General features: G+C 32.9%; 13 protein-coding genes. 5 read left to right on the top strand and 8 right to left on the bottom strand.

The window, feature by feature from the left end:
• Positions 1 to 357: 357 nt before the first annotated feature.
• Positions 358 to 1,497 (top strand): hypothetical protein, encoded by a 1,140-nt coding sequence (locus LQU93_RS05670; protein WP_229932912.1) that lies wholly within the window; start codon positions 358 to 360, stop codon positions 1,495 to 1,497.
• Here LQU93_RS05670 and kdsB read toward each other — a convergent pair.
• The 6 genes from kdsB to LQU93_RS05640 are packed head-to-tail and all read right to left on the bottom strand — an operon-like array spanning position 1,494 to position 7,340.
• Complete coding sequence (gene kdsB / locus LQU93_RS05665; protein ID WP_229932917.1) at positions 1,494 to 2,201, bottom strand: 3-deoxy-manno-octulosonate cytidylyltransferase; 708 nt, start codon at positions 2,199 to 2,201, stop codon at positions 1,494 to 1,496. The genes LQU93_RS05670 and kdsB overlap by 4 nt on opposite strands.
• Positions 2,198 to 3,658 (bottom strand): threonine synthase, encoded by a 1,461-nt coding sequence (gene thrC, locus LQU93_RS05660; RefSeq protein WP_229932911.1) that lies wholly within the window; start codon positions 3,656 to 3,658, stop codon positions 2,198 to 2,200. The genes kdsB and thrC overlap by 4 nt, the downstream gene beginning before the upstream one ends.
• A gap of 9 nt (positions 3,659 to 3,667) precedes the next feature.
• Complete coding sequence (gene argB / locus LQU93_RS05655; protein WP_229932910.1) at positions 3,668 to 4,513, bottom strand: acetylglutamate kinase; 846 nt, start codon at positions 4,511 to 4,513, stop codon at positions 3,668 to 3,670.
• A gap of 26 nt (positions 4,514 to 4,539) precedes the next feature.
• A complete protein-coding gene (locus LQU93_RS05650) occupies positions 4,540 to 5,451 on the bottom strand; it encodes a tetraacyldisaccharide 4'-kinase (protein WP_229932909.1) in 912 nt (303 codons plus the stop codon).
• On the bottom strand, positions 5,444 to 6,574 hold the full coding sequence (locus tag LQU93_RS05645) for a DegT/DnrJ/EryC1/StrS family aminotransferase (protein ID WP_229932908.1): 1,131 nt from the start codon (positions 6,572 to 6,574) through the stop codon (positions 5,444 to 5,446). The genes LQU93_RS05650 and LQU93_RS05645 overlap by 8 nt, the downstream gene beginning before the upstream one ends.
• Positions 6,575 to 6,584: 10 nt before the next feature.
• Complete coding sequence (locus LQU93_RS05640) at positions 6,585 to 7,340, bottom strand: NAD+ synthase (protein ID WP_418884065.1); 756 nt, start codon at positions 7,338 to 7,340, stop codon at positions 6,585 to 6,587.
• Between the two features lie 131 nt (positions 7,341 to 7,471).
• On the opposite strand from LQU93_RS05640, the gene LQU93_RS05635 reads away from it, so the two are divergent.
• Together LQU93_RS05635 and LQU93_RS05630 are read left to right on the top strand one after the other, a co-directional pair.
• Positions 7,472 to 8,077 carry an MBL fold metallo-hydrolase gene (locus LQU93_RS05635; protein ID WP_229932906.1) on the top strand — a complete coding sequence of 202 codons (606 nt, stop codon included), beginning with the start codon at positions 7,472 to 7,474 and terminating at the stop codon, positions 8,075 to 8,077.
• Between the two features lie 97 nt (positions 8,078 to 8,174).
• Positions 8,175 to 10,238: a TRAP transporter permease gene (locus LQU93_RS05630; RefSeq protein ID WP_229932905.1), complete on the top strand. Its 2,064-nt coding sequence runs from the start codon at positions 8,175 to 8,177 to the stop codon at positions 10,236 to 10,238.
• 950 nt (positions 10,239 to 11,188) lie between these two features.
• Here the strand turns inward: LQU93_RS05630 and LQU93_RS05620 are convergent.
• A complete protein-coding gene (locus LQU93_RS05620) occupies positions 11,189 to 12,427 on the bottom strand; it encodes a sensor domain-containing diguanylate cyclase (protein ID WP_229932904.1) in 1,239 nt (412 codons plus the stop codon).
• Between the two features lie 141 nt (positions 12,428 to 12,568).
• Positions 12,569 to 13,837, bottom strand: coding sequence for an O-acetylhomoserine aminocarboxypropyltransferase/cysteine synthase family protein (locus LQU93_RS05615; RefSeq protein WP_229932903.1), 1,269 nt, complete (start codon positions 13,835 to 13,837; stop codon positions 12,569 to 12,571).
• Positions 13,838 to 14,004: 167 nt separating this feature from the next.
• Between LQU93_RS05615 and LQU93_RS05610 the strand changes: the two genes are divergently transcribed.
• Together LQU93_RS05610 and LQU93_RS05605 are read left to right on the top strand one after the other, a co-directional pair.
• Positions 14,005 to 14,337 carry a hypothetical protein gene (locus tag LQU93_RS05610; RefSeq protein WP_229932902.1) on the top strand — a complete coding sequence of 111 codons (333 nt, stop codon included), beginning with the start codon at positions 14,005 to 14,007 and terminating at the stop codon, positions 14,335 to 14,337.
• Complete coding sequence (locus LQU93_RS05605) at positions 14,334 to 14,960, top strand: HAD family hydrolase (RefSeq protein ID WP_229932901.1); 627 nt, start codon at positions 14,334 to 14,336, stop codon at positions 14,958 to 14,960. The genes LQU93_RS05610 and LQU93_RS05605 overlap by 4 nt, the downstream gene beginning before the upstream one ends.
• Positions 14,961 to 14,971: the final 11 nt, after the last annotated feature.

The raw sequence follows: 14,971 nt of genomic DNA, 5'->3' as shown, positions 1-14,971 counted from the left end.
GATTTTCTTTTACGATTACTGCTCTCATTCTTTGGTTTAATGGAAGTTTTTATGCCGAGTGCTTCGCTTGGCTTTTGTCGCTACCATCATTCTTTGGGGCTTGAGAAGTTTCTTAAAGAGAGTACCAAAACACAAGTGGTAATATACAATATAAGGTATATTTTTATTTTGTGTTATTTTAAAAAGCCTTAAATCCAAAGAGTGTTTATTATGTTACATTTTGATATAGATTTTTGTTTGCATGTTTAGATAATAATGATTTGATGATTTTGGTTGGTATTAAATATAAATTTAAGCTATATAAAAGCTTTGTTTAATAAAATTCTTAATTATTATATTTAAATTAAAGTATAGAAAATGGAAAATATATTTTTAGAAGCTTATGACGTTTTTAAGATTTATCCAAGCTCCGGCGGTAAAATTTATACAGATTTTTTGCAAAATAACAAGCGTTACTCAATCACTAGATGTTATTATAATATAGTAATTGACAATGTATTTTTGACATATTCGCATTTGTTGCTTTATGAAGAATGCTTATATATACTTCACTCACAAAACAAACTTATTAAAGGGAATTTTTCATTTAGTATTAAAAAATCTGAGCTTGCTAAAAAATTTAAGACAGATATAACAAAAAGTGCGATTGATACAATTAAAAGATTAAACGAATTAGAGCAGGTAAAGATAAGAATTTTTGTCAAAGATAAAATTGAAAAAGAGCTAAACATAATTGAGTATATAAGTGTCAAGAATAGTGATAAGTATAGTGATATACCAGATGAGATACAGGTTCGATTAAATGCCGAATTTGTTAAATTATATCGTTGTGCATATCTTGATAAGATAGAGTATTTAAATGAATTTTCGCAGGAGCAGGGCGGTTTTGTGAGATATTTTATGCAGCATGAATTAGATGCTGGTGTTAAGACATCTGCTGTTCTTGATAAGATGGGTGTATTTGAGTATGTGCCATTTGGTAGAAAGAAACGTTTTGAGCATGAAATAGCAAATTTAAGCTTTTTTTACAAAAATGAAAGACATTTTGTCAAAGATGGCTATGTGTTGTCTGGTGATAATAATGGCAAATTTGCCAAAAACCAAAATGCTTTTATTATGCTTTATAATATCATCTATGAGCAAGCTAGTAAAAACTACACGAAAAATATCGTGCTTGATGAGAATAATTTAGTTGAGTATTACAAGAGATTTGGGATGTTTTCATCGGCTCAAAGCGTGTTTAAATCGCTTAATAACTTAGAGCTTATGCTAAATAGATCTATTCAAAATGATGAGCTTGATATTGAGTATTTTTCGAGATTTTTTGAGAGTATTGTGTGTAAAAAAGGCAGTAATTTAAAAGTATTTATAGAGCTAAATCAAAAGGGGTTTGAGCATATAATATCTCGTCGTGCAAATTTAGATGCGTGGGATATAGATGCTGCTGAGTATGGCATTAGCACTTATCCCAAAAATGTATCTTGCGTGGTAAATTAAGCAAATTTTGCCAATGCTTTAGCTAAATCATCAGGGCTGTCTATACCTATGCTTTGGCTTTGTATTTGTAACATTGCTATTTTTTTGCCATTTTCTAACGCCCTTAATTGCTCTAGTTTTTCGGTATTTTCAAGCACTGAGTATGGCATCGTGCAAAATTGTTTTAAATTTTTTACCCTATATGCATATATTCCAAGATGTATTTTATAATCGCTAAATTCATCTCTATTAAATGGTATGCGTGAGCGTGAGAAGTATATGGCGTTTGAGTTTATATCTGTGATGACTTTGACTAAATTTTTATCATCTATGTTCTCATTTAAGGCTGATTTATAGCATGAAAACATAAATGCATTATCTATATTTTTGTCGCAAAAGTCCTTAAATTTCTTAATATTTTCAGCCTCTATAAATGGCTCATCGGCTTGAACGTTTATGATTAGCTCATCATCATTTAAGCCTAAAATTTGTGCCGCTTGTCTTATCCTGTCCGTTCCACTTTGATGATTTGTATCTGTCATGACGGCTTTTATGCCGTGTGATGTAGCGATTGATTTTACTTTTTCATCATCTACAGCAACCACTACATCATCGACTTTGCTTACATTTTTGGCTGTTGCAACAAACATCGGCACACCAAATATATCGGCTAAAATTTTATCCTTAAACCTTGTTGAACCAAGACGTGCAGGTATAATTATCATCGTTTTATCCACTCGCTTATACTTGATTTGATCTGATTTTTTTCTACTACGTCAGGGTGTAAAATTTTTGCGTTAAATAGCGAATTTATCGTATGCGGCACCTTTTCTTTATATAAATTTGCTAGTTTGTTTAACCCATCTTTTTCATCTATGGCACTTAATTTGTTTGCTTTTAGCATACTTGGAGCAAATTTTACCCAATGTGCGGTTGAGGTTATGATTGTTGTGTTTTTTGATTTTGCCATTTTAAAGCACGTTGCAGTATGAGGGTCTATCGCATAGCCTTTTTTGGCATATTTTTTTATATATTTTTCACATTTTTTATCACTTGCAAAATCCGCTTCAAAATCTTTTTTGATCTGCTCTAGCTCATCATTGCTTAGTTTGTAAAATTTATTAGTTTTTAAATCGTCCATTAACTCTTTGGTTCTAATTGCTCCAAATTTATCAAAAAGCAGTCTTTCGATATTGGAGCTTATTAGTATATCCATTGCTGGGCTTATAGTTTGAATTAACTTTTTGCCTCTTAGATCATAAATTCCAGTGTTAAAAAACTCAGTTAGGATATTGTTTGCGTTTGAAACGATTTTGATTTTATCAATTTTTGCACCCATTTTTTTGGCATAGTATGCACCAAGTGCGTTGCCAAAATTGCCACTTGGCACGACGATATCGATATATTCGTCGTTTTTTATCACGTTTTGTTTTAATAATCTTGCGTATGCATATGCATGATAGATGATCTGAAACAAAATTCTACCAAAATTTACTGAGTTGGCAGCACTTAAATTTAAGTTTTGCTTCTTTAGAGTTGCCTTAAAATCATCATCAGCAAGAAGTGATTTTAAAGTGCTTTGAGCATCGTCAAAATCGCCTTTTATACCAATTGTTTTTAGGTTTGAGCCTTGCATACATACCATTTGCAATCTTTGAACTTCGCTGGTGCCATTTGCAGGGTATAAACACACTACTTTTATGTTTTTTGCATTAGCAAAAGTTTTTAGCGTAGCTGGGCCAGTATCGCCACTTGTGGCACACATAATTAGATAGTTTTGCCTACTTTTTTGAGCTAGAGAGCTTAAAATTTCGCCAAATGGTTGAAGTGCCATATCTTTAAACGCACGTGTTGGTCCATGATATAACTCATTTACAAAAAGACGCTTTTTAATCTGCTTTAAAGGCACTGGATTTTTGCCATCATCAAAATTTTTATAACGTTTAATGGCCTTTTTAAAAACGCTTTTTTTGATATCAAATTTAAACATTTTTATTATTTTTAGGGCAAATTTTGAGTATTTTAATTCACCTAGTTCTGCCCACAAAGCATCTGTAATGAGTGGAAATTTAGACGGTGCATATAGTCCGCCATGAGCTGAACTTGGCGATAGCAAAGCCTCGCTTAGTTTTACTTTTTGTAGTTTTTCGCCCTTGTTTGCACGTGTTTGAGTTAGCTTCATAATTTCTCCTTACTGTTTTATCATCGTGCCGATTCCATCATCGGTAAATAGCTCCAAAAGCAAAGAATGCGATAATCGTCCATCTAATATATGTGCGTTTGAAACGCCATTTTTCACACACTCTAGTGCCGCATCTACCTTTGGTATCATTCCGCCACTTATTACGCCGTTTTGCTTGAGTTTATCTATCTCTTTTTTATCTAGTTTGCTAATTAATTCGCCGTTTTGGTCTAAAATACCCCTAGTATCGGTTAGAAATATCACTCTTTCTGCTTTTAATGCACTTGCTACTTTTGAAGCACATAAATCTGCATTTATATTGTAACTGTTTGCGTCATCATCTGTGGCTATTGGTGCTATAACTGGCACAAATCCATCTTTTATAAGATTTAATATAAGGGCCGCATTTACATCGGTTATCTCGCCAACATAGCCGTATTTACCGTCATTTAGTGTCTTTGCTTTTAATAAATTTGCATCTTTGCCACTTATGCCAACAGCTCTTGTGCCATTTTTATTTAATAATGCGGTTATCTCTTTGTTTATGGAGCCACTTAATACCATCTCTACGACTTGCATTGCCTCTTTTGTCGTAACTCTAAGCCCATCTATAAATTCGCTTTTAATTTCAAGTTTGTCAAGGTAGTTATTTATCTTTTTGCCACCGCCATGCACGACTACGACTTTTATGCCAACTATTTGAAGCAAGGTGATATCTTTTACAAAATCTTCTTTTAACTTATCGTCTGTTTGTGCTGAACCACCATATTTTATGACAAAAATCTTATCGCGAAATTTCTGAATATAGGGCAGTGCGGATATGATTACGTTAGCAGTTTTAATTTTTTTATGCAAAATTTATCCTTGTTTTAAAGCGGATATTATAAAATTTTTGTCTTTATAAGCTCTTTAAACTCAGGGCTTAAAGTGGTTTTTAGCTTGATGAGTGAGATTGGTAGATTAAATTTTTCTATCTTGACTAAATCTTTTTGTGTTACTAAAAGCGATGTTGCGTCGTATTTGTTTAAAATTTCAACTAGTTCTTGTCGTTTAAAATCATAATGGTCTGGATAAAACTCATGAGCTATACATATCTTTAAATGCTCATTTAACCTACTTGGATTTGCTATAGCTGTTACTAGCACCATCTTTTTGGTTTGATTTTGAATGTGGCTTTTGCGAAAGTGCGTTAGCCCTTCACAAGCGATAAAATCAGCGTATCGATAAAAGCTATGTGGGTATCTATACGCTCCAGCTGGTATGCAAAATTTAAACTTTGGCTCAGGTTTTGGGCGGATTAGTATATTTAATTTTTTGATGTGAAATTTCCCAAATCCATCATCAAGCAAGACGTATTTAGCACCTAGTTCTTTAGCTTTAAGGATTGCTGTGCTACGGTTTTCGCTGACTATTACGTTTGCATTTTTGACATTTTTTGCATACTCCATTGCCTCATCGCCACTTAAATTGACATCTGCTAAAATTTCGCCATGTTTGGCTACAAGTATTAATCCTTTGCTTTTTCTTTTGTATCCTCTAAGCACAACAAAACCGCCACTAAATTCATTTAAAATTGCTATACTAAGCGGTGTTTTGCCACTACCGCCAAGTGTTAAGTTGCCTACGCTAATAACTGGTATATCGTGTGAAATTTCATGTCTAAGTAGAAATTTTAGTTTAATTATTAATGAGTATATAAGACCTAGTGGATAGAGTAAAAAAGCTAGTAAAGTCTCAAAAATATTTGGGCTAAGAAAATATCTCTCAGCCCACTTATGTAGGTTTTTATACACGTGTTTTTGCTATTTGTTTTATCTTATCACAGATATACATTACTTCTTCATCTTTTAGCGAGTTGTATATCGGCAGCGATAGAACTTGCTGGTATGTTTTTAATGCATTTGGATAAGCATTTACCTTTAAGTTATATTTGTTTTTATAGTAGCTTAATAGGTGAATAGGTATATAGTGAAGTGAAGTATGTATGCCATTATCTAGCAATTCACGTGCGAAACTATCGCGGTTTTTGTCTATTTTTATGATATATTGTGTGTATGCGTGATCGCGTTTTTTAATCGGAGTGCTTACGTGTGGGACGTCTTTTAATTCGCGGTTGTAAATTTCAGCGATATGTTGGCGACGTTTTCTAAATGTGTCATATTTTTGTAGCTGAGATAGTGCAAATGCTGCATTTATAGCAGTTATGTCATATTTTAAACCGATATCAACCACATCATACACGTAGCTTAAATTTCCATGACGATCAAGTCCATTTATTAGTGCATGGTTGCGTAAAAGCTGTGCTTTTTGTGCAAGTTCGTCATTGTTTGTTATCATAAAACCAGCCGCTGAGATAGGATTAATAAGCTGTGAATGTATATGAAAACAAGTAAGAATAGACTCTTTTGCTGCTAGTTTTTCGCCATTATAAGTAAGTCCTACTGCCTCGTTTGCATCATCAAGTACTTGTATTTCGTATTCGTCAGCTATTTTTTTTATTTCTGATATCATTGCACTTTGACCTGCAACGTGATTTACAAACACACCCTTTAGTTTTTTGTGATGATTTTTTTGCAAGCACTCTTTTAATGCATTTGGATCGATGTTAAAATCATCTTCGTCTATATCTACAAGTATTGGCTCAGCATCAAAGTGGCGGATAGCTTGTGCTATGCTAGGAAAAGCATTAACCGAGCAGATAAATTTATCTCCGCGTTTTACATCCATAGCACTTAGGGCTAAATGATGCGTTGCGGCGTTTGAACTAGTTGAAACAGCATGTTTTACGCCAAAAAATTTTGTTAAATAACTCTCTAGCTCATGCACGACAGTATTATTTTGGCTACTTAGAGTTTTCTTGATAGCCTCTATATCATTATCATCAATTGTTGGTTTGTAAAATAAAATCTCTTGCATATAGTGTCCTTTATGATATTTTTGCAATTATTGGCATACGACGTTTAAATTCGCTTGAATTTACGCGTTTAAGCACAGTATTTATCAATAGTTCATCGTTGAAATTTTTGATCAAATTTTCATAATTATCGCCATTTACTTCAATAAACTCAAGCACTTTATCAAGCACAGCATAGCTGTATCCAAGATCAGCCTCGTCGCTTTGCCCTTCAAACAAATCAGCACTTGGAGCTTTGTTTATTATTTTCTCATCTATTTGTAAAAATTTTGCAAACTCAAAAATTTCGCTTTTGTAAAGCTCGCCGATAGGATTTAAAGCATATGCCAAATCCCCATAAATCGTCCCATATCCAAGCATTAGTTCGCTTTTATTGCTTGTGCCAACAACCAAGGCATTTATGTTAAACGATGCATCGTATAGTAGGCTCATTCTAATTCGTGCCATTATGTTGCCTAGTCGGTGGTGATTTTTTATATCAAGTGTTGTTTTGTAGGCGTTTAATATATCGTCTAAATTTATCACTTTATGATTTATCTCAAGTGTTTTACATAGGTTGTAAGCGTCATCTAAATTTGTCTGTGATGATGTTGATGTTGGCATTAGTAGTGCATAGGTGGAATTTGGTGCAGCGTGTTTGCATAGTGTAGCTACAACAGCCGAATCAAGACCGCCACTAACACCTAATAAAAATCCATTAGCCCCACTTTTACTAAGATAGTCTTGTAAAAAATTTATAAGTTGGTTTTTTATGTTAGAATAATTAATTTTTCTCATATTTTAAGCCTATGTTAAAAATTTAAACTCTGCGATTATACTAATTTTATTATTAAAGTTATATTTAAAAATAAAAAGATAAAATTCCAAATGAAAATTAAATGTAATGGAAATTCTTAATTATGATGGTATTTAGAAAAACTTTTGGGATATATCAAACAAATTGCTATATCGTGCGTGAAGGCGAACAAGAACTTATAATAGATCCGGGCGAAGGTTCTTGCGAATGGGTTATTAAAAGCGTGAAAAATGCTCGTGCAATACTTCTTACTCATGGGCATTTTGATCACATTTATGATGTGGCGGCATTAAAAAAAGAGCTTAAAGTCCCAATTTTTATACATAAAAATGATGCATTTTTCCTAAGAAGCGATCAAGATTATATGGGATATGAGTGTTGTGAGGCTGATTTTATGGTAGAAGAGGGTGAGTATGTGTATGGTGGATTTAAATTTAAATATCACTATTTTCCAGGGCATACGCCAGGATGCAGTATGATTGAGATAGATGATATGATTTTTAGTGGTGATTTTTTATTTAAAGACAGTATTGGAAGGTGGGATTTTGAGTATTCAAATGGTTTTGATATGCTTAAAAGTGTTGAAAAATGTAAGCAACTTAAAGGCAGATATACCATATATCCTGGACATGGCGAAAGCACAACATTAGAGCGTGAAAGGGAAAATTTTGACGCATATATAAGATATATAAAATCAACCTTAAAGTAAAAATTTACAAAGCCATCGCAAATATAAGCTAATTAAAAATTTTATTTAGTTATAATCTAAACATTTACAAGTAATAAGCAAATATTGGGGAGGTTTAATGAGCGAAAACGTCGAAAAAGAAGAATTTGTTGAGGTCAAAACCCGCGAGATTGATGGCAATTTTTATAATTATTTGGTGGTTTTTATATGTTTTTTATGGTCTGCTTTTCAGCTTTATATAGCTTATTTTCCGCTTAACACAACCATATCTCGTTCTATACACTTAGCTTTTGGTCTTGGTCTTATATTTTTGCTATATCCAGTTAAATTTCACAAATCGGCACATTTTAAGATGCCTTTTTATGATATTGTGTTGTTTGTTTTGGGTGTTTGTTGTGTGCTTTATCCTGCGGTTGATTTTTACGGACTTGCACAAAGACCTGGTGATTATTTACAGCGTGACATTATAGTTGCTTGTATTGCAATTATCATCGTGCTTGAGGCTGGCAGACGTGTGCTTGGACCAGCACTTGGCATAATCTGTGCTATATTTTTAGCATATGATTATTTTGGGCAATACATGCCTGATATCATTTCTCATCAGGGTGCTAGTTTGCAAAAATTAGCAGGTCATATGTTTTTGACTACTGAGGGTATTTTTGGTGTTCCGCTTGGCGTTAGCGTGAGTTTTATATATCTTTTTGTATTGTTTGGTTCTTTGCTTGAACGTGCTGGAGCAGGGCAGTATTTTATAAATGTTGCGTTTGCTATGCTTGGTAAATTTCGTGGAGGACCAGCAAAAGCATCAGTTATAGCAAGTGGTCTTACTGGCATGGTAAGTGGAAGCTCAACAGCAAATGTTGTAACTGTTGGCACTTTTACTATACCGCTTATGAAAAAAGCGGGTTTAAGCAGGACAAAGGCTGGAGCCATTGAAGTTGCGGCTGGGGTTAATGGACAGCTTATGCCACCTATTATGGGAGCGGCTGCTTTTATTATAGCTGAGTTTTTAGGCATGAGTTATTCAAATGTCATGATGGCGGCACTTATACCAGCTTTTGCTTGTTATATATCTTTGTTTTTTATCGTTCATTTAGAAAGTGTTAAGCTTGGGCTTAAGGGTATAGAAGATAGCAAGTATCAATCTAAACTTAAAATTTTCCTTAGCGGTATACACTATCTAACGCCAATATTTGTGCTTTTATATACGCTTTTAATTGCTAAAGAATCAGCTATATCAGCGGCATTTAATGCGATAGGATTTTTGTTTTTAATAATGATATTTCAAGAGCCTGTAAAAAAATTAGCCACGAGAGAAAAGGTTGGCTTGGATGATATCTTGCTTGGTTTTGCTGACATATTTTGGGCTATGGTAGCAGCTGCTAAAAATATGACGACCATTGCAGCTGCTACTGCACTTGCAGGGATAATAGTAGGCTCTATATCTCTTACTGGATTAGGGCAGGTTTTATCTGAGGTGGTTGAGGCTGTTGCTGGAGATAATATTATATTAATACTATTTTTAACAGCACTTATGTCATTAATACTTGGCATGGGACTGCCTACTACAGCAAATTATATAGTTGTTTCTAGTTTAGTTGCACCAGTTATTTATATGTTGGCACTTAAAAATGGATTTTTGATACCATTAATAGCAGTGCATTTGTTTGTGTTTTATTTTGGGATTTTAGCCGACGATACTCCGCCTGTTGGTATAGCAGCATATGCTGCGGCTGGTATCGCCAAAGCAAATCCCATAACAGTTGGCATACAAGGATTTTTCTATGATTTACGCACAGCGATTTTGCCTTTTGCTTTTTTCTTTAATAGCAAACTCTTGCTAATTGAAAGTGTTGATGCCACAAATCCAAGTGATGCTAAAGGTATAGTTTGGATGAGCAATCCGTTTGAGATAGGTCTTGTTTTTGGTATGGCTTTAATTGGGATGTTTGCTTTTACTTCCGTTTTACAAGGGTATTTTGTTAATAAACTTAGAATGTGGGAGAGAGTGCTACTAATCCCAGTAGTGCCACTAGCCCTAGTGCCAAACGTTTGTGCAAAATATTCCATCATACCAAATGAATATTTTGGATACGTCATCGCTGGTGCCATATATGCTTTTGTTTTTGCTACTCAGTGGATTGATCATTTAAGGCTTAAAAAACTTCAAGCAACATCTTAATTTTGGGGATTTTATCCCCATACATCTTTTTAATTTAATCTATTGCATTGATATGATTTTATACAATTGCAAACACATTCTTGCAGTGTTTAACTCTATAATGAGCTAAAATTTAACACAAGTCCATCATAAATTTTCTAGCTATCAAAGTAGATAATGCTATCATCAAGTTCGCTAAATTTTCTTAAAATTGGCAGTAAATATTTGCATATAGATCATGCCATATTTATTTTAGCTACCTTTTATAGCTACGCTAGCGAAGTAGAAACATTGGTTGTTTTTACTGGTTCCACACTCTCTTTTTCAAAGAGAGTATAAGCACAAGATCACGTATTTTAGCATCAAAGTAACTCTCAATCTTTATTTTACCACTAATTTTAGCTATTTTTTGCATTCATTTGCTATTAAAATTTTATTTGTTTTGGCTCAATTTAACTTAAATCAAATAAAAGCAGCTTTAAGTTATGATTTTGTCGATAAAAATAAGTATATATATCACTCAAAAATTTCAGAAGCGAAATTTAAAGAAATTTTAAAACTGTTTTAAAAAACATTTTTTGCAAAAAATAGATTAAACAAATTTAAAAGCATAAAAAGAGATAACTTTTTGTTACACTTAAAAAAGTGTGAGTTTGGATTTAAAACTTGCAAAAATCTCTATCAAATTTTATTAAAACTAATAAGATAAAATAGGGTTAAGTTAAATTGAGCTTTGTTTAAAATATTTACGTAAAGTTACTTCTAAATTCCTATGATTTTTGATATCTTACTTGTTTTTATACCTATATAAAAATATTTCAAAATTTCTTTAAATTCTTTTTTGAAATTCAGAAACTATATATACTTATTTTTTAACTTCGCTACGCTCGTTATTTTTTAAGAACATTGGCAAAATCACCTCTTTAAGAAAGCTCCTTGTTTGGAGCTTAAGTTAAATTTAACCTTTTAGTTTAAGCCATTTTGCTTTGGGTTTTGTGCTTATACATATGAGTATCGGCTTTATGGATAATTCCTTCTATATCTGGATCTTTTGGATTATTTATGGCGTATCCAACGCTTATACCTAGTTTTGTGTAGTTTTGATTTGTTGCATACGTTTTTTCAAGTATTTTAACTAGCTTATCCGCTTCTTTTTGTAAATCAACATCGCATTTGTCACGTATAGCTATAAACTCATCTCCGCCAAATCTGCCTAAAATATAGCCTTTAAGCTGATCTTTGAGTGTATTTGCAGTAGCCATTAGTGCTTCATCACCGACTACGTGTCCGTATTTGTCATTTACATATTTAAAGTCGTTTAAATCCATAAATAAAATACCAAAATTCTTATGTGAGTTTCTATCCATCCAGTCATATATATAGCGTCTATTATATAAACCTGTAAGCATATCTGTATATGCTATTTTCTTAAGCTGTTTTTTGTATAAAAGCTCTTGTGTGACATCTTTTGCCACACCAATCGTTCCCATGATTTTGCCATTTCTATCATGAATTGGTGCTTTTTTGGTTATTAGACTACGTAGCTCACCAGAGCCAACTTTTAGTGTTTCATTTAGCGTAAGCGTCGCATCAGCTCTCATGACATCTATTTCAGACTCCATACATATAAACTCGCCTTGCTCGTAATCCTCCGGACTTAGCTCCCATATAAACAAATGCCCTCTATTTGTGCATTCTTCGCGTGTTTTTCTGTGTCCATCTGGAGCCGATGGTAGTGCGTCTAAAAAGCTGTTGTTAAAGAGTTTATGCCTTCCTATGGTATCTTTTACCCAGATTAAATCATCGGTTGAGTTTATAATAGTCTCAAAAATTTCTTTTTGCTCAAAAAATCTATTGTTAAATTCAATCGTTTTAATTAACTTTTTAAAATAAAATTTTATATCATTTTTATTAGGTTCGCTTGGCCAAATATCGTGTATATCATCTAAGTTTAGAGTATAAAAATCATCTTTGTTAATACAAAGTGTTAAGATGTCTAAATTTTTATTTAAATTTTGCAATTTATCTGTGATGGTTGTAATCTCATGAATTTCTAATTTTGCTATTATATAATCAGCCTTTTTTAAATCAATATTGTCTAAATTTTCATAATATTTTAACACTAAATCTTTTGGAGCCAAATCCAATATAAGCTTGAAATTTTGTTGTGTTAGACCTATTATATATAGGGTTTGTTCGTGTGCAAACACTTTTAATTCCTTAGTTTATAAAATTTTTAAGTATTGTAATTTTACTAAAAGTAATTTAAAAATATATAGGCTTAAAAACTTATTTGAAAATTATAGACAAAATTCATATTGGGAAATTTATTTAAATTTCCCAAATTTACTCTAGGCTTGTAAGGCGTTATCTAAATCAGTTATTAAATCATCAACGTTTTCTATGCCTATGCTTAGTCGTATTACGCCAGGACCCACGCCTACAGCATTTAGTTCATCATCGCTTAGTTGAAAGTGTGTAGTGCTTGCAGGATGTGTTATTAAAGACTTGCTGTCGCCTATATTTACTACAATTGAAAATAATTTAACTGCATTTATGACACGAGTTGCTAATTGCTTATCGCCCAAATCAAAGCTTATAAGACCACTTGCCTTACCATTTTTTAGATATTTTTGTGCTTTTTCATAACTTGGATTGTCTTTTAAAGTAGGGTAATTTACATTTTTTACTTTTGGATGAGAGCTTAAAAAATTTGCTATTTTTTCAGCATTTTCGCATACTTTTGCCATTCTTAAGCTTAACGTCTCAAGTCCTTGTATCATCATAAAAGCACTATGTGGTGCTAGTGTTGCACCAATGTCGCGCAATAAGCATAATTTTATACGTAAAATATAACAATCTAATTCGTCAGGCAGTTGTGCGTATATTAGTCCATGATAGGTATCGTCTGGTTCGTTAAACCACTCATATCTTGGGTTGTTTTTTATTATGCTATTTAAGTGATTTGATGCTGTGATTAATCCGCCAAGGGCTGTTCCGTTACCATTTATGTATTTTGTCGCTGAATACACCGCTACATCGATGCCGTGAGTGTGTGCATCAAAAAGCACTGGAGTTGCGACGGTATTATCAACTATGGTTATAACTTTGTGTTTTTTTGCTATATCTACTATCTTTTGGATATTTGCAACTGAAATTTGCGGATTTGCTAAACTTTCAAAAAATATTGCTTTTGTTTTATCATCTATTAAAGCTTCTAAATCATCGGCACTATCTGCGTCAAATATCTTAGCTTGTATTCCAAAACGTTTAAAAGTCTTAGTTAGCAAAGAACCGGCATAAATTTTTTGTGCTACGATGATGTTATCTCCAGCTTGTGCTAAATTTGCTATAGCGTAAAATATCGCCGCTTCACCGCTTGAAGTGCTAATAGCCATTTTTGCACCAGCAAAGGCTGCAAATCTTGTTTCTAAAACGTCAAGCGTTGGGTTTGTAAGACGCGAATAAATAGGTCCAAATTCTTTTAATGCAAATCTAGCAGCTGCTGTGTCACTGGAGCCAAAATCAAATGCTGCACTCATATATACTGGTACAGCCATCGCACCTGTTCCGCTTTTGGTGTTGTAACCAAAGTGTGTTGCAATTGTTTCTTGATTCATTTTTACTCCCTTATTTTGCTTAATAATTATTTAAATTTTAAATAAAATCATGCTTACTTAAAATTTCATGATTTTATTATAATTAAAGTAAAAATAACGTAAAAAAAATAAAAATTTTAAATTTAGATTTTTTTGGTATCATTTTACCTAAAATTTTAAGTGAAAATATGAGCAATCAAGACGAAAAAGCAAAAAGAGTAAAATACTTAAGAGCATTGGAAAAATTTGCAAAATCAGCCGTAACAAGCCTAAAAAGAGATGATTTTGACGAGAATGAATTTAGGCTTAGAATGAATAAAAATGCTAAAATTTTTGAAAAAGCACAGGCTGTGTATTTAGACAATGCTTATACAAAAGAGCTTGAAAATTTTGTTAATTTGGTGCTTAGTAATGGCGAAAAAACACAGATGATTAAGAGTGCAAATTTGCTTGATAAGCTAAGAAATCAAAAAACATATAAAAAAGAAAAACATAAAAATAGCTATAAGGACGAACATTGAGTAAGGTTATCATATTTGATATGGATGGCACGATTATAGATAGCTCCAAGGCGATTGAGATAACTATAAATGACATAAGGGCCGATATGGGGTTAGAGCCACTTGCAACGGCGTATATAACACGTGTTATAAATGAGCCAGGTAGAAATTTGGCGTTTGATTTATATGGTTTGCAAAATCCAAGCTCGTCGCTAAAAGCTGGTTTTGAGAAAAATTTTAAAAAAAATTACGACTTATATGCTAGATGCTATGAAGGTATAAAAGATTTGCTAAATAGCTGCAAAGACGCTGGATTTAAGCTAGTTTTAGCCTCAAATGCACCATCGCATACTTTGGCTGAAATTTTAGCTAAAAACGAGATATTGCATCTTTTTGATGAGGTTATTGGTGCAGGTAATGGCGTAGCTGAAAAACCAAATCCACAAATGCTTCACTTAGCCGTTGAAAAAACAGGGGCTTTAAAGGCGGTTTTTGTAGGTGATAGCTTAAAAGATGAGATGGCTGCAAAAAATGCTAAAGTGCCTTATATTCACGTTACTTGGGGTTTTGGCACTGCTAGTTCTAATCCTGATTTTTTAGTTGATACAACTCAAAAAGCGTGGGAGATAATAAAAGAAATTTAATTAAAAGTTTG

This window comes from Campylobacter majalis, from assembly GCF_905120465.1.
Classification (GTDB): domain Bacteria; phylum Campylobacterota; class Campylobacteria; order Campylobacterales; family Campylobacteraceae; genus Campylobacter_A; species Campylobacter_A majalis.
The sequence above is the reverse complement of the archived record's forward strand: the minus strand, read 5'-3'. Positions and strand labels throughout refer to the sequence as shown.